The sequence below is a fragment of the Marisediminitalea aggregata genome (assembly GCF_900129565.1).
Classification (GTDB): Bacteria; Pseudomonadota; Gammaproteobacteria; order Enterobacterales; family Alteromonadaceae; genus Alteromonas; species Alteromonas aggregata.
Genome location: NZ_FQWD01000008.1, coordinates 101,565 through 127,455 on the forward strand (window position 1 = coordinate 101,565; position 25,891 = coordinate 127,455).

The following is a 25,891-nucleotide window of genomic DNA, read 5'->3' on the forward strand; positions in this document are numbered from 1 at the left end:
CCATTTTGTCAAAAGAAGTCGAATGATCGTCATGGGGGTAAGTAAATCCGGGGCATTGATTTATAAACCCAAATGCCCCAGTGCTGCTAATTCACCTTATAGTGAACGAGTCTATAGAGTACAGGTAGTACAACCAGAGTTAACAAGGTAGAGGATATGATCCCACCAATGACCACCGTTGCCAGAGGTCGCTGCACCTCTGCGCCAGTACCTACGTTAAGCGCCATGGGCACGAAACCAAGACTCGCCACTAACGCTGTCATCAGCACTGGCCGCAAGCGAGTCATTGCACCATCAATAATCGAGTTTACCAACTCGCCAGTCTCTTCCATCCTCTGCCTGATAAAAGACAGCATTACCAGACCATTCAATACAGCAATACCAGAGAGCGCGATAAAACCAATCCCTGCCGATATTGAAAGAGGCATATCTCTGATCCAAAGAGCAAAGATGCCGCCAGTTAATGCCAAAGGGACGCCTGTGAAAATTATCAAGGCGTCTTTGACTGAGCCAAATGCAATCACAAGTAATGCAAGGATCAGGAAAAGCGTTGCGGGCACAACCAAGCTCAGTCGTTGACTTGCACTTTCCAATTGCTCAAACGTTCCACCATAACTTATCCAATAACCACTCGGCAGTGCCACATTGGCTGCGATTTGCTCTTTAGCATCATTGACAAAAGAGCCTAAATCACGATCTCTCACATTTGCTGTGACGACGATACGGCGTTTTGCGTTTTCTCGACTTATTTGACTGGGTATATTGGTATATTCAAGCTCAGCCACCTCGGCGATTGGCACATACTCACCATCATTGGTCATGATGGGTATATTTCCCAGCGCTTCTAAATCATTGCGAATCTCTTCAGGATAACGAACAACAATCTCAAAGCGTCTGTCGCCTTCAAATACCAAACCAGCTTCTTTGCCGCCAACTGATGCACTTAACCACGTTTGCAAGTCAGTTACGTCTAAGTTGTAACGCGCCAGCGCATAAGGCTTCGGGTTCACCGTGAAGATGGGGATCTCATCTACTTGTTCTACTCGTGCATCAGCAGCGCCCGGAATATCTTGTAATACGGATAAAACATCACCAGCTGAATCCCGCAGCTTATCCAGATCATCACCATATATCTTGATCCCTAAATCTGCCCTAACGCCACTAATTAATTCGTTAAAGCGCATCTGTATAGGTTGCGTAAACTCATAGTTATTGCCGGGTACATTTTGAAGATCCCTCTCCAATTGCTCGACAAATTCCGTTTTCGATAATGCAGGGTTTGGCCATTCATCAATTGGTTTTAGCATTACAAAAGTGTCAGTGACGTTGGGTGGCATAGCATCAGTAGCCACCTCAGCAGTACCCGTTTTAGCAAATACGGTGTTTACCTGTGGGTATTGCATAATGACCTGTTCAAGCCGTTTTTGCATATCGACAGCTTGTTCAATTCCTGTGCCGGGCACTCTCATTGCATGAAGGGCTATGTCACCCTCATCTAGTTGCGGCACAAATTCAGAACCTAGGCGCATCCCAAACCAAACACTGATAACTACGAGTAATGTTGCTGCACCTACTACCAACCATCGTAATTTTAATGCCCACTCCAGTACAGGGCGGTAAACTGATTTAGCCCCAGTGATTATTGGACTCGCTTTTTCACTGACTTTGCCTGACATAAACATAGCAACAGCTGCGGGCACAATGGTGATTGAAAATACCATTGCCGCTAGCAATGCCAATATTACGGTAGCCGCCATTGGGTGAAACATCTTCCCTTCGACACCTGTTAAGCTAAAGATAGGAATGTACACAATCGTGATTATCATCACGCCAAATAGACTTGGGCGTATCACCTCATTCGTTGCCTCAAATACGACTTCCAGCCGTTCTTTAAGAGGCAGTATTGCACCCGTTCGCCGCTGCGATTCACTTAATCGCCTAATACAGTTCTCGACGATAATAACCGCTCCGTCAACAATCAGTCCAAAGTCTAACGCACCTAAGCTCATTAGGTTCGCGCTAACGCCCGTTTGTACCATGCCTATTATTGTGGCAAGCATGGCAAGTGGGATGACAGCGGCGGTGATAATTGCTGCCCGTATATTGCCCAGCAATAAAAATAAGACAACAATAACGAGTAGTGCGCCTTCAACAAGGTTTTTTTGTACTGTATTGATGGCTTTATCCACGAGCGTAGTGCGATCGTATACACTTTGGATAATTACGCCCTCTGGCAGGCTTGCTTGGATTTCATCCACTTTATCAGCCACGTCTAGCGCAACAGCTCGGCTATTTTCGCCTATTAGCATCATAGCTGTGCCCAACACCGTCTCTTGACCTTCTCGTGTTGCAGCGCCCGTTCTAAGCTCCTTACCGATGGCGACCTCTGCAATGTCACTTACCGTGACGGGAGATCGGTTTGTAAGCGTTACCACCACGTTACCGATGTCCTCAACGCTCGAAAGTCTCGCTTGTGAACGTACTAGTATTTGCTGGCCGTTGCGTTCAATGTACCCAGCGCCCTGATTAGCGTTATTTCGATTTAATGCCCGCAATAAATCGTCAGTACTAACGCCGTAATTAAGCATAAGTTGAGGATTAGGCTTCACATGATACTGTTTGGTAAACCCCCCAATAGCATTAACCTCTGTTACCCCTTTCACCAAGGCCAGTTGAGGTTTCACCACCCAATCGTGTAACTCTCGAAGCGCCATTGCATCAAATTTTCTGCCATCGACAGTTACTGTGCCGGGCTTCGCGCTAAGCGTGTACATGTAAATTTCACCCAAACCTGTGGCAATCGGCCCCATCTTAGGCTCAATACCATCGGGCAATTGGCTTTTGATAATGCCTAGCCGTTCGTTTATGAGGTTTCTGGCAAAATAGAGATCCGTGCCTTCTTCAAAAACGGCCGTCACTTGTGATAAGCCATAGCGCGATAGTGAACGTGTGTAGTCCAAGTTTGGTAATCCTGCCAAAGCGTTTTCTACCAAAAAGGTGATACGTTGTTCAGTTTCAAGCGGTGAATAACCTTCTGCTTGTGTGTTGATTTGTACCTGAACGTTGGTGATATCGGGTACGGCATCAATAGGCAGCTTTTGATAACTGAATAGGCCTAATCCAATCACCAAAAAGGAAAGCATCAGAAAAATACCGCGCTTTTCGATTGCGGTACGAATAATGGAAACTAGCATCTTAAACCTCCCTTAGAACTACACGCCATTTGACAGGGAAATATCAGTTGTAGTGAGGCATTAATGATCATGGCCTGCCTCCGATTTTTCCAAATCTGCTTTAATTATGTAGCTATTGGAAGCCACGACGCGTTCGCCTGCTTCAAGGCCACTGATAACCTCGATATAGTGACCATCTGAGACACCAAGCTCTACCGCTCTGGGCGCATACTCATCACCCTCAACCACAAAAACAACTTGTTTGGCTTCATACTCTTGCACAGAAGATAGAGGAACCGAATGACTTACTGACTTAGTTGACGTCGTAACTTGTGCTTTGACCAGCGTACCGAGTGGCCAATATCCAGTACTATTATCGACAGCTACATTGGCAAGAGAGTGTGGATTGCCATCAGCTGAAGGCGTAATATATGCAATCTTGGAGGTTTGGTTGAAACCTGCGTGGCTTAGTTCAACTGACTGTCCAACCTTGATGCTGCTAAGCATTTGTGAAAAAACGGTCAGCTGTGCCCATACGTTTTTATAGTTAGCTAACGAAAAAAGTACTTGCCCGTTTGATAACTCACCATTATTCGCATGTCGCGCAATCACATTGCCATCAAAAGGTGACGTGATGGAATAACTTTTTAAACTCTCATTGGACTCAACAACCGCTAAAATATCACCTTTCTTAACGGAATCGCCAATGTTGACTTTTACATCTTTAATAACACCGTCAAACCGTGCTCTTATATGACTTAATGAGGCGGGGTCTGCACTAATTCGCCCATAAAGCGTACTCGTTAACGCAATATCGCGTGCGAGCACGGGAGTTGCAGAAATACCATTCTGAATTGCTGTTTCATTGCTCATTCTTACGACTTCACCTGCGTGATTGTCTTGATCGCTGGAACTTACATCACTGTGTTTACCTCCTGCGATTGCGGTTAGGCTATAAAGGCTAAGGGTGAAGATAGAAATAAGTACTTTTTGTATTGTGAATTTATTCATAATCATGACTTCTTATCGAAATGTTAGATGACTGCTGCCAATTGCTTTTGTGACTTGGGTGAAATGAGTCATCATTGTGCTCATTCGTCAGCGCGAGACCTGTGAGTGTTTCAATTTCTGTTTTGCTTAAGTGAACTTGAGACGCTGCCTCTATTAATGTCAGCCGGGTTGTCAGAAATTCTTGTCGAGTAGTTACCCATTCCAAGTAGCTGAAACGGCCCTCCAAATAGGCGTTCTCGACTAAATCTAACGCGCCCTTTAACGGAGGAATCACCTTACGCTGAAGTGTGTCAATCTCTAGCAATGCTCGTGTATGTTCGCCTAACGCTTGATTAACTGAATGTAATAGGCTTCGAACGTTGCTTTGTCTTTGCTGCTCTATTGCGTCAAGACGTGCCCTGTTTGCTTCATATTCACCAAGGTTTCGTTCTTTTTGAAACAATGGAACGCTTACTCCGGCAACCAGTGCTGTTTCATCAATACCTTGCATTCTGCGAAGCCCCGCTGACCACTCAATATCAGCGCGGTTATTCGCTTGCACTAAACGAAGCTGCGCCGCTTGCACACGGCTTTGTTTAGCGTATAGGTCAATGTGAGGGCTATTTTGGATTGCGACTGCCAGCGCATCAAACGACTCAATCTTATTAAAAGCAAAAAGATCGCCTTCCACACGCTTAAAGCTCGGTACCTGCTCCCCCCACATGATGGATAAACTGCGCAAGGCAAACGTTAGGTCCTGTTGAGCTAGATTAACATCGAGCTTTGCTTGGGCCAGCGCAGCTTGGGCACGTTTTTGTTCTAACAAGGGGGACGCGCCTGCTTCAACGCGTTTCGTTACGGCATTCAATGTATAAAGTGCAAGTGCCTCTGCATCTTTTATGACGTCTAAGTTCGCCTGCAATACGAGTACTTTGATGTAACGACGATTAAGCTCACCGAGGATATCTAAGGTGAGTATTCGCTTTTCAACATCTTGCTGTATTCTTCGTTCAGAGAGTACATTCAACCTTGCTGCTGGCTTATCATTGAGCTGTAACACTGATGATAATGTCAAGGTAACTTCAAGCTCTTTGAGACCTGATACCTCGCCAGTTCCCAAAAAGTTCTCTAATTCAACCCCTGCATTCAATGCGGGTTTAAGCGCCGCCGTTTTTGACTCTCCGTCTATAACACGTTGTTTAAATTTAAACTCATACAGACTTGGATTATTGGCAAGTGTTAGTCTAATAGCGTCCTCAAGAGTCAGCGTTTCTCGTATGGGCGCTTGGACACTTTTGTCTACAAATCTGTTGGTTTTCGCCGCATGAGCGGTCGGTGGACTGAGTAATAAGCCCAGTATGCAACTGCACACAATGGCAGATGCATGCCCGAAAATAGGAAACATTTTCATTGGAATATCCTAATAATTTATCAATATTTAGCATCGCGAGTGTTATCAGCGCGGTGCTATCGAAAAAACGTACTAGGAAGTAATTTTGGGGGGGCGAAGTAAGCGGTTAATAGGTGCGTCAATTACCGCATCTAAATAGTTGAAATTGTGGACTGAAACCACTGTTTTCAGACTGTTGATATGACTCTGACTGACCCATTGTGCATGTGTGCCATGGCAGTGGCCGCAATGGTGACAATCAGCAGGATTGTGGTGCTCTGTACTTACTTTATCACTGGTTTCATTGGCAGACAGCTCAGACTGCACTTGCTCGTGCTCAGAATGCTTATGCTCGTGTTGCAAGTGCTGAATGTCTATTGCATGAAAATCTAACGAATTCGCCACAGCAGAAAACGACTGAAAGAGTATCAGCGAGATCACGATGTAACTTATGCGTTTTAGATTTTTCATGTATGAAAGGTTACCAAGCCTAATTCACTTCGTCACGACATTGTTCATTAGCAAACTCCAGCTCAACTGTCGTATGTTCAAATTTATACTTTTCTAACGAACTGTGTATGTTTTCTTTGAGTGATTGGAGGTGCTCAAGACTGACATCTTCATCAAGAACAAGATGGACCGTCATTACGTTACGCTCACCGTCTAGAGACCAAATATGAAAATGATGAAGATCACTTACCTTATCGTTTGCCAGTAAATCGCTTCGAATCTTTGAAAGCTGTTCTTCATCGGGCGTTGCTTGCAAAAACAGCATTAGGGTTTCTTTGAGATTGCGGAACACATTGAAAAGGATGAACAAAGTAAAGCCAATGGATAAGATTGGATCTAAAATAGGCCAAGGCTTAAACATTAAGACGATGGACACGATAAATACTGCTACCCAACCAAGCACATCTTCCAGCAAATGCCAGTTGAGGACTCGCTCATTTAATGAGTCTCCCTCACTCAGTTTATAAGCCGCAAAGCCGTTTACTGCCATCCCAAAGATAGACAATAAAACCATCCCTTCAACTTGGGGCATTTCAGGCTCAGCCAAACGAGGTATCGCTTCAAGCAATATCCAAATGGAGCCTACCGTCAGCACAATACCGTTAATCAATGCACCGAGTAAGGAAAATCTTTTGTAGCCGTATGAGAATGTTTGATTAGAATCTTTATCGCTAAGCTTGTTTAATCCCCACGCTGTACCAATGGAAAGACTATCACCCAAATCGTGCACTGCGTCAGCCATAATAGCGGTGCTGTTGGTAAGCCATCCACCAATGAATTCAATAACAGTGAACACCACATTTAAGAAAAACGCCCATCCAATACGTTTAGACGCGTCGGTTGAATTCTCTTGCGAGTGTGAATGGTTATGACTGTGCATTTCTAATTTTTTCCAATATGGCTTTGTTTTCGGGTGAAATAGACATTGACTTGAATGGACTCACGTTTGCCCCACCAGTATTGCCCTCAGGCAATAAGCCAATTGGAGTTTTAGTCAGCGCACCTAGCATTCTAAAAATTTGTCCAAATATCTCTTTAAGGTCGCGGCGTTCTATTCCAAATTTAAGCATTTCATAATGCACTCGTGTGTGGTGGTATGTTGAGTGCTGACCGATGACATGAGCATCCTCTAAGGCCTTAAATCCTGCTTTATTGTCATTGTTCGAAAGGGATTGATGCGCGGCGCTCAGTTTTTGAAGTATGTAAGGTTTTGCTGCTTGAGTGAAATTCATACGATCTCTCCATTCGTCGAGCTGTTTTCACGGAATTCCTGTCTGGCGTCTTTTAGAATTAAGACTGCGCCTCGTAACACAACGATAGACACAATAAAACCTATGACCAAATCAGGCCAACGAGTATCGAATAGATAAACCATCACACCCGCCAATATCACTCCTATGTTTGCAATGACGTCGTTTGCCGAGAATATCCAACTTGCTCGCATATGCACCTCGCCATTTTTTTGTTTTCTGATTATCGCCAAACATATAACGTTAGCGATAAGTGCAACACCGCCCATGCCCATCATAAGCATAGATTCAGGCCCACTTCCAAAGGTTGCGCGACGAGCTATGTCAAACAAAATTAATAGGCCTAATGCCAATTGAAAATATCCACTTACCTTTGCAGCATTGGCTTTGTGAACAATTGTTTTCCCTACTGCATATATACCAACACCGTAAACGACTGCGTCAGCCAACATATCAAGGGAGTCTGCAATAAGTGCTGTTGAGTCAGCGAGTAACCCTACACTCATTTCAATGATAAACATCACAGCATTGATGCCCAATAGCCAGTAGAGAACTGCCTTTTGTTCTTGGTCTTTTATCTCAATTTCGCACCCACAACCACTCATAAAAACACTCGCTTTACTCACCTATAACGCGAGTGTAAACTCTATACTTGGTATAGAGTCAAGCTTTAGGCAAGTTAAAATGAAAATTGGGCTTCTGGCAGCTAAGACAGGGTTAAGTATTCAGACAATTCGTTTTTATGAGCGTAAATCACTATTGGCTGCACCTGAGCGAACGGCATCGAATTATCGAAGCTACTCTGAAGATGCACTGAAGCAGTTATTGTTTATAAAGCAATGTCGCGCATTAGATATGACAATCGAGGAAATTAAATTAGTACTGGAAACCCGAGCAAACCCAGAGAATAGCTGCGAAAACGTTAATACTACAATAGATAAGCATGTTGACGATATCGAACATCGGATAGCTGAATTAAAAGTACTACAAGAAACACTGATTTCAATTCGTTCTGCTTGCGATCATGATAAGAAGGTTAAAGAGTGCGGGGTATTGCATCAATTAGATAGCATTGCAGAAGTGTGTTCTTCTAGTACGGAGAATTAGTCTCGAATTATCAGTTTTATGTTGGAGCTTTGTCATAGGTATTCGGCTAAAGCAGCCATTCAATTTTTATTAGTAGCATGACCGTTGATTACCTCATTCGTGTCATTAAAATCTTAATGAGCCAAGGTCTGCTTCACGTACAAAGCCGCCTAAGGGGAAACAGTATCAAGACGTCCGCTTTTGACCACTACGGGACGTTACCAGTATGAATCCCTATTCCTTTCTCGCAGTTAATGCCTCTAAATGCGAATCACGCTGATACGCCCTGAGTTCAAACAGCGGCAGCATGGCCATGATATGGTCGAAAATATCAGCCTGTACTTTTTCATAATTTACCCAGGCCTTGTCGCTGCAAAAACAGTAGATTTCCAGTGGCAGTCCCAGTTCATTGGGGGGAAGCTGACGTACCATTAGTGTCATGTCGTGGTTAATCTTCGGGTGCTTGGCCAGATAAGCTTCCAGATAAGCCCGAAAGGTACCAATGTTGGTTAACGCACGGCGGTTGAGCAAGTCATTTTCGTCAATTGAGTTGTCCTGATGGTATTGCTGCAGCTCTTTAATTTTGCTGTCGATATACGCAGCAATAAAACGAATCTTTGCGACCTTCTTCAGGCTCTCGTTGTCGTACAGTTTTACCGAATGCATATCGATGTAAATCGCGCGCTTGATTCGGCGTCCGCCTGACTCCTGCATGCCCCGCCAGTTTTTAATGGCTTCGTTGGTCAGTGTGTACGTAGGCAATGTTGATATGGTGTTGTCCCAGTTGCGCACTTTTACGTTGGTCAGGCCTAATTCAATGATTTCCCCGTCGACGTTAAATTTATCAACCTGAATCCAGTCACCGTTTTTGAATAAGCGGTTGGCGGTTATCTGAATACCCGCCACAAAGCCCAGTATAGTGTCGCGGAAAATCAGTAAAAGTACTGCCGCAATGGCGGTTAAACCCGACAACAGCAGCAGTGGGCTTCGGTCGACAATCAGTGACACACTGAACAGGATAAACAAAATGGCCAGGATCAGTTTAATAACCTGAATAAAGCCGGTTATGGTGGCCTGTTTGGCAAATTCTGTGGTGTTGTACCAGTCTTCAACGGTATTGAGCAAAGCGCTGGTAGAGACCAGCGCGACCAGCATCAGATACAGCAGGGCGGCTTTTACCACCACGGCGTATAACAAGCTGTCGTCAGTGAGCAGGATGGGCGTTAACAGGAACACGACTAACGCGGGCACCAGGTGAATTAAGCGGTTAAAGAACCCATGTTCACGCAGCGCATTGTCCCAATCAGTCGGCGATCTGTTAATCCAGCGCATCAGGACGGAGTGCAGAAACAATCTGCCGCCTAAGTGAAAGGTCAATGCGACTATCGCGATAAATGCCAGTGCCAGCGTATTGTAGAGCGGGCTGTTTAGGACAATACCGGCATCGATTTCCTGCAATACCGATACAAATTGTTCGCGAAACCTGGCGGCAGTCAGCATAGACGCTTATTCTCCTGATAATAACCTGGCAATCGTTTGATCCTTGCGTTGCCAAACACTGTTAACCCATTGCTGGAAACCGGTTCTGAAGGTATCGTCGTTGTAGTAATCGCCTTTCGCCTCTTGCGGCACCTCAATCACGTTTACGTCAATAATGATGCGGGTCATTTGCCCTGAAATCATTGACAACATGGGGTGTTTGGCGTTGTCCGGGTACAACAGAGACACATCCAGAATATGTGTAAATAATTCTCCCATGGTCGCCAGGGTAAAGGCAATGCCACCCGCCTTAGGAGGCAGCAAATGGTGGAACGGACTCTTCTTAACCGCGTGTTTTTGCGCAGTAAACCGCGTGCCTTCCACAAAGTTGATTACCGTAGTGGGTTGATGGCGGAACTTCTGACAAGAGCGCTTAGTGGTTTCGATATCGGCACCGCGCTTTTCCGGGTGCTTCTTCAGGTACGCCTGAGAATAGCGTTTCATGAACGGCATTTCTAACGCCCAGGCCCCGAGTCCAACAAACGGCATCCAAATCAGTTCCTGCTTCAGGAAAAACTTGGGGGCGGGTATGCGGAACGTAGCAAATTCGATAAGCAAAATAATGTCGAGATAGCTCAGGTGATTGGCCACTATTAGGTACCAGCTTTGCTTGTTGAGCGGACCGTGAATATTGCGGGTTATTGTTACCGGGTTAAACAACCGGATAAGAAAGACACTGCAGGACCCAAAGCACAGCATAAACCCGTTCATAACAGGTGCTAATGCACGCTGTAGAACCGGAATAGGTAATAAAAACCGCACCAAGCCAAGCAGAATGATAAGTGCGCCCCAGAACGCCAGATTGGCTACCTGAAGCGGCAAATGTACGCAAAAAATGAGCGGAGCGAATAACCGTCTGATCATGGCTTTATACTGCTTTCCAATTGTCTAATAGGTTGTCTTTGGCCTGCCACTGCTCGTTCAGCCATTGCTGGAAACGGGCACGTTGCTCGGCACTGTCAAAGTATTCACTAATATTGATATTGGCCGGAAACAGGTTTTTTATCGGGGTCACGTCTACCTGTACGCGAATGTCGTGTACTTTACCACTCACAAAGTCCCAAAAGGTAGGGATACCCTGCGGATAGTGTATGGTGACGTCAATTAATTTGTGCAATTGGCCACCCATGGCGTTCAGTACAAATGCAATCCCGCCCGCTTTGGGCTTCAGGAGATGCTTGAAGGGCGATTGTTGGCGGCTGTGCTTTTCTTGCGTGAAGCGCGTGCCTTCTACAAAGTTCATTACACTGACGGGCTTAGATTTGAATTTCTCACACGCTTTTTGCGTGGTTTCCATGTCCTTGCCTTTCAGGTGTGGGTGTTTGGCCAGAAACGACTTGCTGTAGCGGCGCATAAAAGGGAAGTCCAGCGCCCACCAGGCTAATCCAAGGACCGGCACCCAAATCAGTTCTTTTTTCAGGAAAAACTTAAGAAACGGAATCTTGTGATTAAAAATGCGCTGTAACACCAGAATGTCGACCCACGACTGATGATTGGCGATCACTAAAAACCAATCGTTGCGAGACAGCTGACCGTTTTCCTCTACCTGCAGGCTCGTGCGGCTGAAAATGCGCTGGTTAAAATTGTTCACGCTGATCCAACCCACTGCACAGGCATCCAGAACATAGGTTAATCCGCGTTGTGTCAGCGGAATCGGGATCAATTTAAACAAGGCCAGAATCAACACAAAAGGCACCCAGAAAAAGGTGTTCAGGCCGTAAAGCAGTGCCGACAGCGCACCATTTATAGTATGTAAAAGGGATTTCACAGCAGTCATCTTACCAGTTGTAAAAGTGCGCACAGTGTAGCGTAAACCAATGCGAATGCCGACACCTAAAGTCGCGACTTGTTGCGAATTTCGGCAAAAAGTGACCACTTTTACACAGTGATGATTTTCAACATGGGTATTACTTAATTCTGCAAGGTGATTGCTGCGCCTAAACCGGCTGTTTACCCTCATGGGTTAATGACTAGTTTATAAAATCGGAATTCATTATGTCTGACACACACTCATCGGCAGCCAATGCCATTCGAATGTTAACGGTTGATGCCGTTCAACGTGCTAAATCAGGACACCCTGGCGCGCCCATGGGCATGGCTGATATTGCCACTGTGCTGTGGCAACAGTTTTATCAGCACAATCCTGCTAATCCTGACTGGGTAAACCGGGACCGCTTTGTTTTGTCGAATGGTCACGGTTCAATGCTGCAATATGCACTGCTGCATTTGAGCGGTTATGATGTCGGTATTGAAGACATCAAGCAGTTCCGTCAACTTCATTCAAAGACACCCGGACATCCGGAATACGGCTACACGCCTGGCGTAGAAACCACCACCGGGCCGCTCGGAGCGGGGATTGCCAACGCGGTTGGGATGGCAATTGCCGAGAAAACCCTGGCGGCCCAATTTAATCGCCCGGACTTTAGCGTTGTTGATCATTTTACCTATTGTTTTCTGGGCGATGGCTGCTTAATGGAGGGGATTTCCCACGAAGTCTGTTCATTGGCGGGAACCCTGAAACTCGGTAAGCTGATCGCGTTTTGGGACGACAACGGTATTTCTATCGACGGCCATGTTGAAGGCTGGTTCAGTGACGATACGGTTAAACGTTTTGAAGCGTACGGTTGGCAGGTAATTGCTGGCGTGGATGGACACGACCCGGACGCTATCGCCAGTGCAATACGTTCAGCCCAGGCGGAAGGCGACCGGCCGACGCTGATTTGCTGTAAAACAACCATTGGGTTTGGCTCACCGAATAAATCGGGTAGTCATGACTGCCATGGTGCACCACTGGGAGATGACGAAATTGCCCTGGTGCGTAACCAGCTCAACTGGCCACATGCCCCATTTGAAGTACCAGACAGCGTTTACCAGCAATGGGATGCCAAACCAAAAGGGCAGCAGAGTGAGTCAGACTGGCAGTCGTTATTCGAACAATATGCAAAGGCCTACCCGGCGCTTGCCAACGCGTTCCGTCGCCGTGTTATTGAGCGCACATTACCCTCAGAATTCGACGCATTGTCCGCTGAGTATGTAAGTGCTTGCCAACAAGAAGGCGCTGATATGGCAACGCGCAAAGCGTCGCAGAATGCCATTGGACATTACGCGACGTTATTGCCTGAGCTCATGGGGGGCTCGGCCGATCTGGCGGGTTCAAACCTGACGCTCTGGCCAGACGCAAAAGGTATTCAGGAAGATCCTGCGGGTAATTATGTGTTCTACGGCGTACGCGAATTTGGAATGAGCGCGATCATGAACGGCATTGCACTGCATGGTGGTTTTATCCCCTACGGCGGTACCTTTCTTATGTTCATGGAATATGCCCGCAACGCCTTGCGTATGGCCGCACTCATGAAGGTGCCCAGTATATTTGTGTATACCCACGACTCCATCGGGCAGGGCGAAGACGGCCCAACTCATCAGCCTATCGAGCAGTTAGCAAATCTGCGGATGACCCCTCAGCTTGAGACCTGGCGCCCCTGCGATGCAGCGGAAACCGCAGAGGCCTGGCGTCAGGCAATATTGCGTCAACAAGGCCCGACAGCATTAGTTTTCTCGCGTCAGGCGACACAGGCGCAAGCTCGCTCTGCCGCTCAGGTAGCGAATATTGCTAAAGGGGGTTATGTGCTGGTCGAACCGGATTCAGCACCTCAACTGATTATCGTGGCGACAGGTTCTGAAGTTGGTCTGGCGGTCACAAGCGCACAACGCCTGGCAGAACAAGGCGTCGCCGTTCGGGTTGTGTCCATGCCCAGTACCGAGCGCTTTGACGCACAAAGCGCTGAATATCGCGCGTCGGTATTGCCTGCAGCTGTGCCTAAACTGGCCATCGAGGCGGCGCATAAAGACTTCTGGTATAAGTATGTTGGGACAGAGGGCGCAATAATTGGGATGGACCGATTCGGTGAATCCGCACCGGGTGGCGTATTGTTAACGCACTTTGGTTTCACGCCCGAAAACGCAGTGCATACAGCACAGGCGCTATTGGCAACGACGAACGGAGATAGCAATGGGTAACACATTGGTAACGACACGACAATTGGGCCGCACGGGCATGGCCGTCAGCGAAATAGGATTAGGCTGTTGGCAACTGGGGGGCGATTTTGGCCCGGTATCGGCTGCCACTGCAGAAGCGGTGATTGAGCAAGCGGTAAAGGAGGGTATTAACTTCTTTGATACCGCCGATGTGTATGGTGACGGGATCAGTGAGCAGTACCTGGGTAAACTGGTAAATCAACTCATGCCTGAGGCTGTCATTGCCACTAAATATGGCCGCGCGGCCGGCACCTACCCGGATGGTTACAGCCTCACCGACTTACGCGACAGTGTTCGTCGAGCGCAGGATCGCCTGCAGCGCGATAGTCTCGACTTATTGCAACTGCACTGCGTACCAGAACGCGTGTTGGCTGAGCAGCATATCTTTGACTGGCTCCGCGAAGTGCAGCAGGAAGGGCTTATCAAAGCCTTTGGCGCCAGTGTCGAGACCCACAAAGAAGCAGAGATATGCCTTGAGCACAGCGACCTGCAGTCACTGCAGATTATCTTTAACCTGTTACGACAGCGCCCAATTGAAGCGCTATTCGACAAAGCACTGGCGCAGCAGGTTGGGATCATTGTGCGATTGCCACTGGCCAGTGGCATGCTAAGTGGAAAATTCAGCAAGGATACTGCGTTTGCCGAGACCGATCACCGCAATTACAACAAAGACGGTGAAGCCTTCAGTGTGGGAGAAACGTTCAGTGGTATCGCCTTCGACAAAGGCCTCGAAATAGTGGAAACCCTGAAGCAGTCAGTGCCGGAGGGCATGACCATGGCGCAATTTGCTATGCGCTGGATACTGGATCACGAAGCCGTGACCACCATTATTCCCGGTGCAAGCTCTGCGTCACAGGTGACACAAAACGCCAGGGTAAGCCAACTACCGGTGGTCGACAAGGCAGTTCACGAGACACTGTTTGCATACTACGAGTCAGACATTGAAAAGCACATTCGTTGTCCACTGTAACCCTGCCTGTTTGACTCAAAAATTATAGTTTTATCATACATTAAGGTGCGTCGAGTCGGCGCGCCTTCGCTTTACTAAATCCTGCCTGATAGCTTTTTTTTACATCTCATTTACGTTTTGCCGTAGGCGAATTGTACCTGTCTGAAGTTGCGGTATCGTGCTCTCATACTTCCCAAGGTGATTCAACTATGAAACAACACACGTTTGTAACTCCCGTGGCCACTGCAGTAAAAAAAGGCCTCGCATTAACGCTTTTTCCCGTAGCACTGATGCTAACAGGCTGTTCGCAGTCGCAAGCTCCGGCGAACCAGGCTGAGCAGTCGGTTCAGCAACAACAAGCCGATTACCTGAATACAGCGTTACCCCTAAAAGACAGGGTAAAAGCGTTAGTAGACAGCATGACACTGGAAGAAAAAATAGCGCAAATGTACAACGATGCACCGGCTATCGAGCGCTTAGGTGTCCCCGCTTATGATTATTGGAATGAGGCGCTGCACGGTGTCGCGCGCGCCGGTGAAGCCACCGTGTTTCCCCAGGCGATTGGTATGGCAGCTATGTGGGACCGTGAGTTTCTGAATGACATCGCAACGGTTATCTCTGACGAAGGGCGCGCTAAACATCACGCGTTTAAGGCACAGGGGATTTCTTATCGCTATGCCGGGTTGACGTACTGGTCGCCGAACATCAATATTTTTCGCGATCCACGCTGGGGCCGGGGTCAGGAAACCTACGGGGAAGATCCGTATTTAACCGGCGAATTGGGTGTTGCCTTTATTAACGGTCTGCAGGGGGACGATGACACTTACCTGAAAACTGCCGCCACTGCCAAGCACTTTGCGGTACACAACGGCCCGGAAATTACCCGTCACTCAGACAACTACGTTGTATCAGACAAAGACCTTTACGAAACCTATCTGCCTGCCTTTGAAAAAGCGGTCGTTGATGCGGATGTGGAAGCTGTCATGTGCGCGTATAACCGGGTTAACGGCATGCCGGCCTGTGGCTCTGACATGCTGCTGAAAGATATACTGCGCGCAGAGTATGGCTTTGATGGCCACGTTATGTCCGATTGTGGCGCGATTGCCGATTTTTATGATCGCAAAGCCCACGCCTCAACACGCTCACCGGCTGCGGCTGCAGCGTGGGCGGTGAACAGCGGTACCGACCTCAACTGTGGGGTTGGCACCTTAAGCAGCTTTGCGAATCTGAGCTTTGCTGTGCAAAAAGGTTTCATAGATGAGTCGTTAATTGATCAGGCGGTAACCCGCTTATTTATGACTCGCTTCAAGTTAGGCATGTTCGACCCGGATACCAGCGTGCCTTACGCCTCAATTCCTCTGGATAGCGTGGGGTCACAGGAACATCTGTCGATGACACAACAAGCCAGTGAAAAGTCTCTGGTACTGCTTAAAAACAATGGCGTACTGCCGCTCAAGCCGGGTGTTAAGGTGGCGGTGATTGGCCCCAATGGCGACAACCAGGATGTACTGCTTGGCAATTACAACGGTTTGCCAGTCAATCCGGTAACGGTACTTGATGGGATTGAAAACGCAGTAGGACCGGAAAACGTAACCTATGCACCAGGCAGCGCGCTGATTGCCGATATCTACGGTCATTGGCAAACTCTGGACAGCGACGTGATATTCCACCGCGACGAACAGGGGCAGTTACAGCCGGGCGCACAGGTGTCCTACTTTGCCGTTGAGCGCAGCAAAATGACCGACTTTTCCCACCCGCATTTCCCCGCCACTATGACCGGTAGCGCCGCGGCGACAGAAACGCTGAGTGAGCTAACGATACGCAACATGCATTCGCCGGTGAGCGGCAACATGCTTGAAGATTACGGTATGGTAGTAAAGGCAGAGGTGGTGCCGCGTGAAAGTGGCAGTTACCTGTTCGACGGAAAAGGCACAATTACGTTAAATGGCAAAGCCGTTGAAGGTGCGGTCGCGCTTGAAGCCGGACAATCTTACTCACTTGAGATTCAGCACATCTTCGCCACCGATCCTGTATCAAATACGGCAGACAATCTGTTGAGAGAGTGGCAGCTGCGTTGGGTAAACCAGAGTACGAGCCTCTTGGCAGACGCTAAAAAAGCCGCTCAGAATGCTGACGTCATTGTAATGGCTGTGGGTATATCTCCGCGTATTGAGGGCGAGGAAATGCCCGTTAAGCTGGATGGTTTTGACTATGGAGACCGTTCCAGCATCGCGCTGCCAGCTGAGCAACAGGCACTGATTAAAGCGATGCATAAGCTGGGTAAGCCAGTGGTATTGGTGAACTTCAGTGGTAGTGCCATGGCGTTGAATTGGGAACAGGACAATGTCGATGCGATTGTTCAGGCGTTTTATCCGGGAGAAGCTACCGGTACTGCATTGGCCCGGGTATTATGGGGTGAGGTAAGTCCGTCAGGTCGCCTGCCCGTTACCTTTTATCGCAATTTAGAGGGCTTTGCGAAGTTTGATGATTATGACATGACGAATCGTACCTACCGGTATTTCGAAGGGGAGGTGCTGTACCCATTTGGCTATGGCCTGAGCTATACCGATATGCAGTACAGCGCCCTGCAGGCACCATCATCGCTGACGGCGGGTGATGACCTGTCACTGTCGGTAACACTGAAAAACGCGGGCAATTACGATGCAGAGCAAGTAACGCAGTTGTACGTCCGTATGCCTGATGCGCCGGTACGCACGCCGAATGTGAGCCTGAAAGGCTTTACCCGTAGTGCGCTAAAATCGGGGCAGGAAGTAACAGTAAAACTGAGTGTCCCTGCTGACGAGCTAGTCTATATCGACAATGACGGTAAGAAAGTCCCATACCAGGGGCGTCTTGAGGTCTTCGTCGGCGACGGCCAGCCGGGGTTTGCTAAAGGGGATAAGATCACTGAAACAATCGTGGTGGTGAAATAGCGGATGGCTACAAAAATAACCCCTTTTGCGATATCTGCGTTATTGGTTGTGCTTTCAGGTTTCGCCAGTGCGGCACCTGAAGGTATCGCCTCTGTTTATGAAGACAGCTTTCTGGTGGGGACGGCCATTAAATCCAGTGACCTAAGAGGAAACCTGCCTGCAAAAAACTCGCTGCCGTGCTCGGAGTTTAATGCGCTTACGGCAGAAAATGCCATGAAGTGGCAGCATATTCAGCCTGCCCCCGGACAGTTTAACTTTGCGATGGCTGACCAACTCATTGCACTGGCGCAGCAATGTGATGCCCGGGTGATCGGACATACCTTGTTATGGCATCAACAAACACCCGCTTGGGTGTTTGAAGATGAGCAAGGCAACCCTGTGAGTCGTGAGGTGTTGCTGGCACGATTGCGTGAACATATTCATACGCTGGTAGGGCGCTATAAAGGCAAGGTGTACGGGTGGGACGTCGTCAACGAAGCGTTGAATGAAGATGGCAGCCTGCGCGATACGCCGTGGCGACGCATTCTTGGTGATGATTTCTATGTCCATGCCTTTCGCTTTGCTAAGGAAGCAGATCCTGAAGCCCAGCTGTATTACAACGATTTCAACATGTAGAAGCCCGCTAAAGTGGCAGGCGCGGTGAAATTGGTAAAGCAGTTGGGTGACGCAGGGATTAAGGTAGATGCGGTGGGTATGCAAGCGCATTATTCGTTGTATTACCCGTCTTTGTCTGACATTGAACAAAGCATGAAAACACTGCGTAATGCGGGTGTACGCATTGCGATTACTGAATTGGATATCTCGGTATTGCCGCTGCCAGATGACGCTTTCAGTGGGGCCGATATTACTCAGAGCTTCGCTGCGCATCCGGTTTATGATCCGTATGTAGAGGGGTTGCCCGCCACACAGCAACATCAGCTTGCCGAATTGTATCAACAGTTATTTGCTTTGTTTCTCAAGTACGCCGACAGCGTAGACAGAGTAACTTTTTGGGGCACAACGGATGCCGATTCCTGGCGCAACAACTGGCCAATACGCGGACGTACCGATCATCCTCTGTTGTTCGACCGCAATGGTCGCCCTAAGGCGGCCTATGAGGCGATAACCCGGCATATTGACTAGACAGCAAGCGAGTAGCAGTCAATTGGGGCATAAGCGCAATTTTGTTTACGTCCTGTTGATTTGCTACTCTGTTGCTAACGCTTAGCAAGGAAGCCGAATCAACCAATGTCTGAGTTAAATCCCAAGTACATCGTTGCCGTTGCAGAGCAATTGTCTTTTGTCAGTGCGTTTTTAGGCGGTATCTCTGCCACCATCCTTATTACCATTGTGGTATTTGTGTCGTCGAAGAAATCCGTTAGCTGGATGATTGCCGCGTCGGCGCTGGCCGCCTGTAGCTTGCTGGTGGCCGTTATTGCATCCTGGCGGTTGATTATCTTGCTACATCCCGAACTTCCCATCGCCGTTGAGCCATTCATTATTAAAATACTCTGGTCAGGGATGTTGCTGGGGTACAGCCTTGGATTTTTGTCGCTGCTTGCATGTATTGGTTTATCTGGCTGGCTGCGCTCTAAAAGAAGCGGGTTAATTACCTCGGGCACCGCGTTAGTTGCCGTGGTGTTTTTTGTGCTTGCCACGCCATTTGGTGCTAATTAAACGTCAATATCAAATAGAGCCAATAGCTATCATCTTCTTTCACGAAGAAAATGGGAGAGGAATTGTTTAAGTCAAACGGCTTTTGTTTCATGAACTCAATATGTAGCTCAATCGCAGATTGTTGTGCCGGGCCTGTTAGCGTCGCTTCGCACATTTTCTGAATACACATGACCTGCAATATTTCAGTTGCAGGGTCGTTGATGTTGGTATTTATGAAATCAGTCACTATTTGCTCGGCCTGATATCGCCAAGCGATATCTGTTTCTAGGGGTGTTTCAGCCGTTGGTTTAGTCAGGAGTGGGCTCTCAGATGATACTTTGTCAAACATAAAATCACTGGCTTCCCCCAGAACGTCTTGCATGCGGGCTTTTAAATCTTCTGAGTATCTTTCTTGCCACTCTTTTAACTCACGCCGGGCCAATGAGTCGGTAGTGATAGGAGTGGGCTTTGTGGTGGCTTCCTGTGGTGAATTGGTGCGAGTAGTCGATGTGGAATCAGGATTTGAATATTCGCTTTCAGCGAACATGTCAGAGCCGTTATTTGACAATGGTTTTACAGGTTGCAAACCGTCAGCGTCATAATGCTCATTCTTCCGTGTTTGGGGCGATACGGACGGTGCTTCAACATCTTGTTGAGTTAACGCATTAGGTTTGTCCTGTTTAGTATTGCTGTCGATGTCGGACGCCGCTTGATTTGTGCCAGTCCAATACCCTAAAGAAAAAGCGCCAAGTATTAAGATTAAAACTAAACCATATTTCATCGTTATTGCCTCCTGCATTGATGTACTCGTACTTTACTTATCGTTCAGATGAAAATCGCCAGCTAATAGCGCAGACTGGTGCTCATCTGGTTCAAGTGGGCCGAACAATCTTAGATAAAGTCTTAATATAAGTTTAACGGTTTTGCCCACAATACTGCGCGACGAACGCTTCGTGATCGGGAAGCTGCGCCACGCGCTGACTGATTTCCATCTGGCCTTTTTTCAGTGCCCCGGCTAACTGTTCGTCACTCATCATTTTGGCTGCAGGGTGCCAGTTTTTGGGCAGGAGTCCCTGACCTAACATGACCTGCGACCAAGAGTCGACCCGAAACAGTTCGTTGGCTTTCTGAAACGCATGACCGTGTTCTTTGAACAGCTCTATGCGCTCAGACAGTGAGTCGGGGATGACCATGTCTTTACAGGCCCGCCAAAACGCGGAGTCATCGCGTTGTGTAACATGGTAGTGAAGCACAATGAAGTCGCGAATGCGCTCGAGTTCGATTTGTGTCTGCGCATTGTATTCGTCCTGCAAATGTTGGTAGTCACCGGAATACGGGAATAACTGCATGAGCCGGGTAATACCCATCACGATTAGGTGAATGCTGGTGGATTCCATGGGCTCTACAAAGCCGCTGGACAAGCCAATTGCCACACAGTTTTTATGCCAGGCTTTTAACCGTCTGCCGGTGGTAAATTGCAATGAGCGAACATCCTGTAACGGTGTATTGCGCAACAACGCGGTAAACGTATCGTGGGCAGTTGTTTCGTCGAGGTACTGGCTGCTATACACAAAGCCATTGCCCATGCGATGCTTCAGCGGAATTTCCCAGCGCCAGCCGGCACTGTGGGCACTGGCTATGGTGTATGGTTTTAGCGGTGGGGTCAGTTCGGTTTGCACTGCCAGCGCGCGATCGCAAAACAGCCAGTGAGACCAGTCTTCATAACCCACGTCGAGGGATTCGCCCAAGAGACGGGCACGAAAACCGGTACAGTCGACAAATAAATCACCGTGTAGATTGCCGGTCTGCCTGAGCTGCAGCGCGTCAATATGACCGGCGTCGTTTAGCGTTACCTGCTCAATCGTGTCTACTACATGGTTCACACCAGCTTGCACAGATATGTGCTTCAGAAATGTGGCGTACGCGCCGGCGTCCAGGTGATAGGCGTAATTCAGCGGTGCATTTTGCGCAGAGGTATAAAACTTATTGGCTTTGGCCGCTTCCAGCTCCAGACAGTAACTGCCGTAATCGGTGGCGATACCGCGGTCCAGTCCTTCACGCCAAAAGTGAATAAATTCAGCCAGCCAACTCGATTGGCCTGTTTGCCCGAAGGAGTGAATATAGCGTTGATTTAACTGACCAAAGTCCGCAAATTCAATGCCCAGTTTAAACGTGGCGGATGTGGCGCGCATAAACTCTGCTTCGTTTATTCCCAGTAATTGGTGAAATACCCGCAGTGGGGGAATGGTCGCTTCGCCCACGCCAATCGTCGGTATGTCCGACGATTCAACGAGTGTAATGCGTACCAACGGACCGAGCTTTCTGGCTAGCGCAGCTGCCGTCATCCAACCGGCGGTGCCGCCTCCGGCAATGACGACATGGGGTTTGGTTGCGGGCTGTGTGCTGTTCATGTGCGACTGTGCTCCAGAGCATTTTTCATATCAATTAACCAAGACAGATTGTGCAAAGAGGATTGAATAGCGTATACGTGAGCCAGCCAGCCTTTTTGATGCAGCGCTGCTAGCGTGTCAGCAGGTAAATTGGCAAAGGTCTCTTTGCAGATAGTCTCGTGTCCTTGAATTTCCAGCTTGTCGCCATTGTTTAACGTGATGGCCAGATTAATCGGCGTAAGCAGGGACAGCTTGTCCAGTTCCGCGTAAAACGCGCTGGCTTCATCCTGACCTAAATGCAGACGGTTTAGCGTTGCAGCCACTTGTTGCAGGTAATCACTCTCTCCGCCTTTTTCAAGGAAGACAGCTTTGCTGCCGGTATTGTCGGTGGCTTGCATGATCCTTGGGTGGTCCATATCAACGTGAATGACGGCGTCGTTACCGCCATGTTGTTGATAGCCAATCATGAACGGGCCTTTGGCCAACAAGCCTGGTACATAGCGTGCCATCCAGCTTCCGGCCATGGGCGGCTGAGGGTAGTGTTCATTTAAAAACAGGTTCTCACCGCTCACGAGGCCCAGCAAAGCCACTGCCTGCAGGCCGTGTTCAGCATGACGGCGAAACAACACGGGGTATTCTTTGTGAAGCGCGTCGAATTCGGTTGGAAATACCAGGACGCTGCTGATGTTGTCACCAAAGTCAGCGCTGTAATGCGTCTGCACGCGAAGGTCTTTATGCGTAATATTATTGAGTAATTGTAAGGTAGCCATATCGTGTCCAGGCAAGTAATGAACAAACAACGAAGCCGGGCAAGAGCCCGGCTGCGTGTTTACAACACAAGATATCAGAAGTTATAGCGTACACCCAGCTGATAGCGGGCCCCTAAATCTTCCAGATACCAAAGTTGATTGCGGGTACGGCCGTGCTCACGACGGTCTTCTCCCGTGATGTTGATACCTTCAACAAACACGGTGAGCTGCTCGTTAACCGCGTAGCTGACGTTGGCATCGATTTGCGCATAGCTTTCAACGTATGTGGGGTTATTCGAGCCGCGGTAGTTGATGCGGTTCAAATACTCATCACGCCAGTTGTAGGCTACCCGGGCAGTCAGGCCATCCTTGTCGTAAATAAACACGAAGTTGGCGGTATCGCTCAAGCCTGCAAGTGCAAACTGAGAAACGTCCGGGCTGCCAGTGTTGTCGAAGCCGATGTCACCGCGAACCAGCGTGTAGTTTGCCTGGAAGCCAAATCCGGTTTCACCAAAGAAGTGTTGCAGTGCAAGCTCGGCACCGTACAGTTTGGCTTCTTTGTTGTTTTGCGGCAGGCTGGTGCGGAATACCATTTCCGGATCGCCCGCTTCCGGTACAATATCCCATCCGGGAGTTTCACCCAGTTGCAGCAATTGTTCAGCCGAACCTGTGTAGTCGTCTGCGCCGTTCGGGAATGCTTCCGGTTGCTCCAGCAGCACCATCATCGCGAACAACGACGTATCGTCTACCGCGAAACCTCGCTCTCTTAATGCTTCGGCCGCTGCAATAGCGCGTGGGCCATTGGTTTGGTCAAGAATACCAAAGAAGGTGCGATCTTCCTGGCCGGTACCAATAAAGTTGGCTACGCGTTTCTCGAAGAAACCAACAGACGCATAGCTGTTTTCCTCGAAATACCATTCGGCAGACACGTCAAAGTTGTCTGACTCCAGCGGTAGCAGAGCCGGGTTAGACGAGCTGGCTGTTGCACGGGTACCGTTGAGCGTTGAACCTGAGGTGCCAAAGCCACTTGGTGAAACGCGCAGATCGCCATAGCCTGCCCGGGCAATCGTTTTGCTGTAAGAGAAGCGGGCTTTTACATCGTCGGTCAGCATGATGTCAAAGTCCAGGCTGGGCAGCAGGTGATCGTAATCCGCTTTTACTGACAGCGGGATGGTGTCAGTGCTTGGATCGGTATACAGGCTGAAGTCGTTGTTGTTTTCCCAAATCAGGTAGCTGGGAGGGGTTACCAACGACGTTGAGGTGACGTCGGTTTTTTCGTAGCGCACACCTGCCAGGAAGTTAGCTGGCATACCACCGAGTTCGCCACTCATGTGCACCTGGAAGTACGCCGCAGTGGTGTCTTCTTTCACTACATCGTTGTTCGAGAACACGCTGCTTACACCGAAGAAGTTTGCGTCACTTGGGTACAGTGCAATGCCTTCGCGAGCCAGCGCTACCGGATCAGCGATAAAGCCCATTCCCTGACTTTGCCCCGTGTTAAAGTCTTCAAACATGGCGCCGACATTGATTGGTTGGAGTAAGCCGTCTGAGAACTCGCCAGGATTTGCGATACCCCAGTTGCCTAAGGTCATGTTGTCGCCAGCCGTTTGACGAGCTACCATTTCCATTGCGCGGGTTTCGATACCGAAGTCGATTTCGCCATCGTCAAACATCCATTTACCATCGAGTTTGATCTGGTTAATTTCAGTGGCCTGCGAAGCGTGGCGGAAACGCAGAATCGAAGAGCCTACGTCGCCGGCGTCAATGATACCGTTGCCATTACCGCGTGCACTGTCGTCGTAGACGTTGCGGTAAGTGGGGAGCTCAGTGTCGTACCACCATTCACGCGAGGAGACGCTGGGGGCACCAATACCCACGGCAATTTCACCTGAGGCTGCGTTATCACTAGGGCCGCTGGGTAAACTTTCCATTTTAGAGTGGTGCGCATCTAACGAGAACATCAGGTTGTCAGAGGCAAAATACTCCAGGTTAATACCAGCAGAGTTCAGTGTATTGGTTTGTTCACGCCATTGTTGCTCGTAGCCTTCGTCAACCGTACCTGGGTATGACTCGGCAATGTAAATGGGCGTAGCGACCGGGCCATCGTCGAAGATTACCGAGGTGACATTAGAGCCGTTTTGTACCCAGTTGGTGATTTCACCACGATGCTCCTGAATCTCGTTTTCCGCATACAGGTAATCGAAGGTAGCAACCAGGTTATCTGACGCTGCATACTGCAGGGTTAACTGTGCGTTAGTCCGCGTACGTTCAGTGTCAGAAAAGGCGTAGCGCAGGTCATTGGGGCGCGCATACAGCTGGCCAACGTCCGGTGCATTCTGGTAGATGTCACCGCTGTTGTTGAACAGCGTGTCCGGGTCGTTCGGGTCACCCCACACGCCAATATTCCAGTCATTCACGGTGGCGCCGACATAGCCAGAATGACGTTCCTGAATACTACCCGTCAGTGCGACACCAAATTTTGCGTCGTCGTCAGTCCAGCTGACTAAACCAGATAGCTCAGGCGTCACGTCGTTACCTGCGCGGTTGGTGGTGTCGTGTACTGCTTTAACGCCCGTCGTTGCGCGAAATCCGGGGGTATCCAACGGTCGCGCCGTTTTAATATTTACTGTCGCGCCGATACCACCGGTGGCAATATTTGCCTTACTGGTTTTGTAGACTTCAACGCCGCGAATACCTTCAGATGCCAGGTTGGCAAAATCAAATGCACGGGTGCTGCCACCGCGTGTGGTGCCGTCGGCACCGCTGCCGCCACCATAGGTTTGGGCTGCTGGCATCATACGGCCGTTCAGAGTGATCATGTTGTTGCTGCCGCCAAAACCACGCACGGTAATTTCGTTACCTTCACCATTGGTTCGGCTAATTGATACACCGGTAATACGCTGGAGTGACTCGGCGAGGTTGGTGTCCGGGAATTTACCAATGTCTTCGGCGGAGATGGCGTCTACAACACCAATAGACTCGCGTTTTATTGAAGCGGCTTCTGCCAGACTCGAACGCAATCCTGTCACTTCAATGACTTCTACCGGGTCGGTGGATTGCGCGATGGCGGGAAACACAGTGGCCGTGCCAAGCAATACGGAGACTGCCTTGGTGACCATGGATTGTTTAAACTGATGTGGCTTTTTCATCTGTTGTGTCCTGTTTGGGATTACACTTGTGCCATTCCCGCCCGTTACGTCCATTCCCTGTGGGCTAATAACCTATCAGCATGAAAATCGGTTTTTTGAATGTCGGTAGCAGG

19 protein-coding genes and 1 pseudogene are annotated in these 25,891 nt (G+C 48.7%); 6 read left to right on the forward strand and 14 right to left on the reverse strand.

Annotated features, from left to right (window positions below):
* Nucleotides 1–86: 86 nt before the first annotated feature.
* The 7 genes from BUB81_RS20295 to BUB81_RS20325 form a co-directional block, all read right to left on the reverse strand.
* Nucleotides 87–3,194 carry an efflux RND transporter permease subunit gene (locus BUB81_RS20295; RefSeq protein WP_032096159.1) on the reverse strand — a complete coding sequence of 1,036 codons (3,108 nt, stop codon included), beginning with the start codon at nt 3,192–3,194 and terminating at the stop codon, nt 87–89.
* A gap of 60 nt (nt 3,195–3,254) precedes the next feature.
* Nucleotides 3,255–4,184: an efflux RND transporter periplasmic adaptor subunit gene (locus tag BUB81_RS20300; RefSeq protein ID WP_014951216.1), complete on the reverse strand. Its 930-nt coding sequence runs from the start codon at nt 4,182–4,184 to the stop codon at nt 3,255–3,257.
* Nucleotides 4,177–5,574 carry a TolC family protein gene (locus BUB81_RS20305; protein ID WP_014951215.1) on the reverse strand — a complete coding sequence of 466 codons (1,398 nt, stop codon included), beginning with the start codon at nt 5,572–5,574 and terminating at the stop codon, nt 4,177–4,179. Before BUB81_RS20305 ends, BUB81_RS20300 begins: the two co-directional genes overlap by 8 nt.
* Before the next feature lie 72 nt (nt 5,575–5,646).
* Entirely contained in the window at nt 5,647–6,024 is a 378-nt protein-coding gene (locus BUB81_RS20310) for a hypothetical protein (protein ID WP_014951214.1), read from the reverse strand.
* A gap of 19 nt (nt 6,025–6,043) precedes the next feature.
* Nucleotides 6,044–6,943, reverse strand: a complete 900-nt coding sequence (locus BUB81_RS20315; protein WP_014951213.1) for a cation diffusion facilitator family transporter — start codon at nt 6,941–6,943, stop codon at nt 6,044–6,046.
* Nucleotides 6,930–7,295: a DUF3703 domain-containing protein gene (locus BUB81_RS20320; RefSeq protein WP_014951212.1), complete on the reverse strand. Its 366-nt coding sequence runs from the start codon at nt 7,293–7,295 to the stop codon at nt 6,930–6,932. Before BUB81_RS20320 ends, BUB81_RS20315 begins: the two co-directional genes overlap by 14 nt.
* A complete protein-coding gene (locus BUB81_RS20325; protein ID WP_014951211.1) occupies nt 7,292–7,918 on the reverse strand; it encodes a cation efflux transmembrane domain-containing protein in 627 nt (208 codons plus the stop codon). The genes BUB81_RS20320 and BUB81_RS20325 overlap by 4 nt, the downstream gene beginning before the upstream one ends.
* A 79-nt stretch (nt 7,919–7,997) precedes the next feature.
* On the opposite strand from BUB81_RS20325, the gene cadR reads away from it, so the two are divergent.
* Entirely contained in the window at nt 7,998–8,420 is a 423-nt protein-coding gene (cadR, locus tag BUB81_RS20330; RefSeq protein ID WP_014951210.1) for a Cd(II)/Pb(II)-responsive transcriptional regulator, read from the forward strand.
* A 213-nt stretch (nt 8,421–8,633) separates the two neighbouring features.
* Here cadR and BUB81_RS20335 read toward each other — a convergent pair whose 3' ends face one another.
* Genes BUB81_RS20335 through BUB81_RS20345 form a run of 3 tightly spaced genes read right to left on the reverse strand, consistent with a single transcriptional unit; the run spans nt 8,634 to nt 11,715 of the window.
* Complete coding sequence (locus BUB81_RS20335) at nt 8,634–9,899, reverse strand: mechanosensitive ion channel family protein (protein ID WP_073325192.1); 1,266 nt, start codon at nt 9,897–9,899, stop codon at nt 8,634–8,636.
* A 6-nt stretch (nt 9,900–9,905) separates the two neighbouring features.
* Nucleotides 9,906–10,802, reverse strand: a complete 897-nt coding sequence (locus BUB81_RS20340) for an acyltransferase (protein ID WP_073325193.1) — start codon at nt 10,800–10,802, stop codon at nt 9,906–9,908.
* Nucleotides 10,803–10,806: 4 nt separating this feature from the next.
* A complete protein-coding gene (locus BUB81_RS20345) occupies nt 10,807–11,715 on the reverse strand; it encodes an acyltransferase (RefSeq protein ID WP_073325194.1) in 909 nt (302 codons plus the stop codon).
* A 218-nt stretch (nt 11,716–11,933) separates the two neighbouring features.
* Here BUB81_RS20345 and tkt point away from each other — a divergent pair, with 218 nt between their 5' ends.
* From tkt to BUB81_RS20370, 5 genes and pseudogenes are all read left to right on the forward strand, one after another.
* Entirely contained in the window at nt 11,934–13,955 is a 2,022-nt protein-coding gene (gene tkt, locus BUB81_RS20350; protein WP_073325195.1) for a transketolase, read from the forward strand.
* A complete protein-coding gene (locus tag BUB81_RS20355; RefSeq protein WP_073325196.1) occupies nt 13,948–14,943 on the forward strand; it encodes an aldo/keto reductase in 996 nt (331 codons plus the stop codon). Before tkt ends, BUB81_RS20355 begins: the two co-directional genes overlap by 8 nt.
* 188 nt (nt 14,944–15,131) lie before the next feature.
* Entirely contained in the window at nt 15,132–17,855 is a 2,724-nt protein-coding gene (locus tag BUB81_RS20360; protein WP_073325197.1) for a glycoside hydrolase family 3 C-terminal domain-containing protein, read from the forward strand.
* Between the two features lie 3 nt (nt 17,856–17,858).
* Nucleotides 17,859–18,977 (forward strand): annotated as a pseudogene (locus BUB81_RS22435) (endo-1,4-beta-xylanase).
* Between the two features lie 105 nt (nt 18,978–19,082).
* On the forward strand, nt 19,083–19,511 hold the full coding sequence (locus BUB81_RS20370) for a hypothetical protein (RefSeq protein ID WP_073325198.1): 429 nt from the start codon (nt 19,083–19,085) through the stop codon (nt 19,509–19,511).
* Here the strand turns inward: BUB81_RS20370 and BUB81_RS20375 are convergent.
* The 4 genes from BUB81_RS20375 to BUB81_RS20390 all read right to left on the reverse strand — a co-directional run bounded on the left by BUB81_RS20375 (nt 19,504) and on the right by BUB81_RS20390 (nt 25,778).
* A complete protein-coding gene (locus BUB81_RS20375; RefSeq protein ID WP_073325199.1) occupies nt 19,504–20,271 on the reverse strand; it encodes a hypothetical protein in 768 nt (255 codons plus the stop codon). The genes BUB81_RS20370 and BUB81_RS20375 overlap by 8 nt on opposite strands.
* Nucleotides 20,272–20,404: 133 nt before the next feature.
* A complete protein-coding gene (locus tag BUB81_RS20380; RefSeq protein WP_073325200.1) occupies nt 20,405–21,901 on the reverse strand; it encodes a tryptophan halogenase family protein in 1,497 nt (498 codons plus the stop codon).
* Nucleotides 21,898–22,650: a SapC family protein gene (locus BUB81_RS20385; protein ID WP_073325201.1), complete on the reverse strand. Its 753-nt coding sequence runs from the start codon at nt 22,648–22,650 to the stop codon at nt 21,898–21,900. Before BUB81_RS20385 ends, BUB81_RS20380 begins: the two co-directional genes overlap by 4 nt.
* Before the next feature lie 74 nt (nt 22,651–22,724).
* Nucleotides 22,725–25,778, reverse strand: coding sequence for a TonB-dependent receptor (locus tag BUB81_RS20390; RefSeq protein ID WP_073325202.1), 3,054 nt, complete (start codon nt 25,776–25,778; stop codon nt 22,725–22,727).
* Nucleotides 25,779–25,891 lie beyond the last annotated feature (113 nt).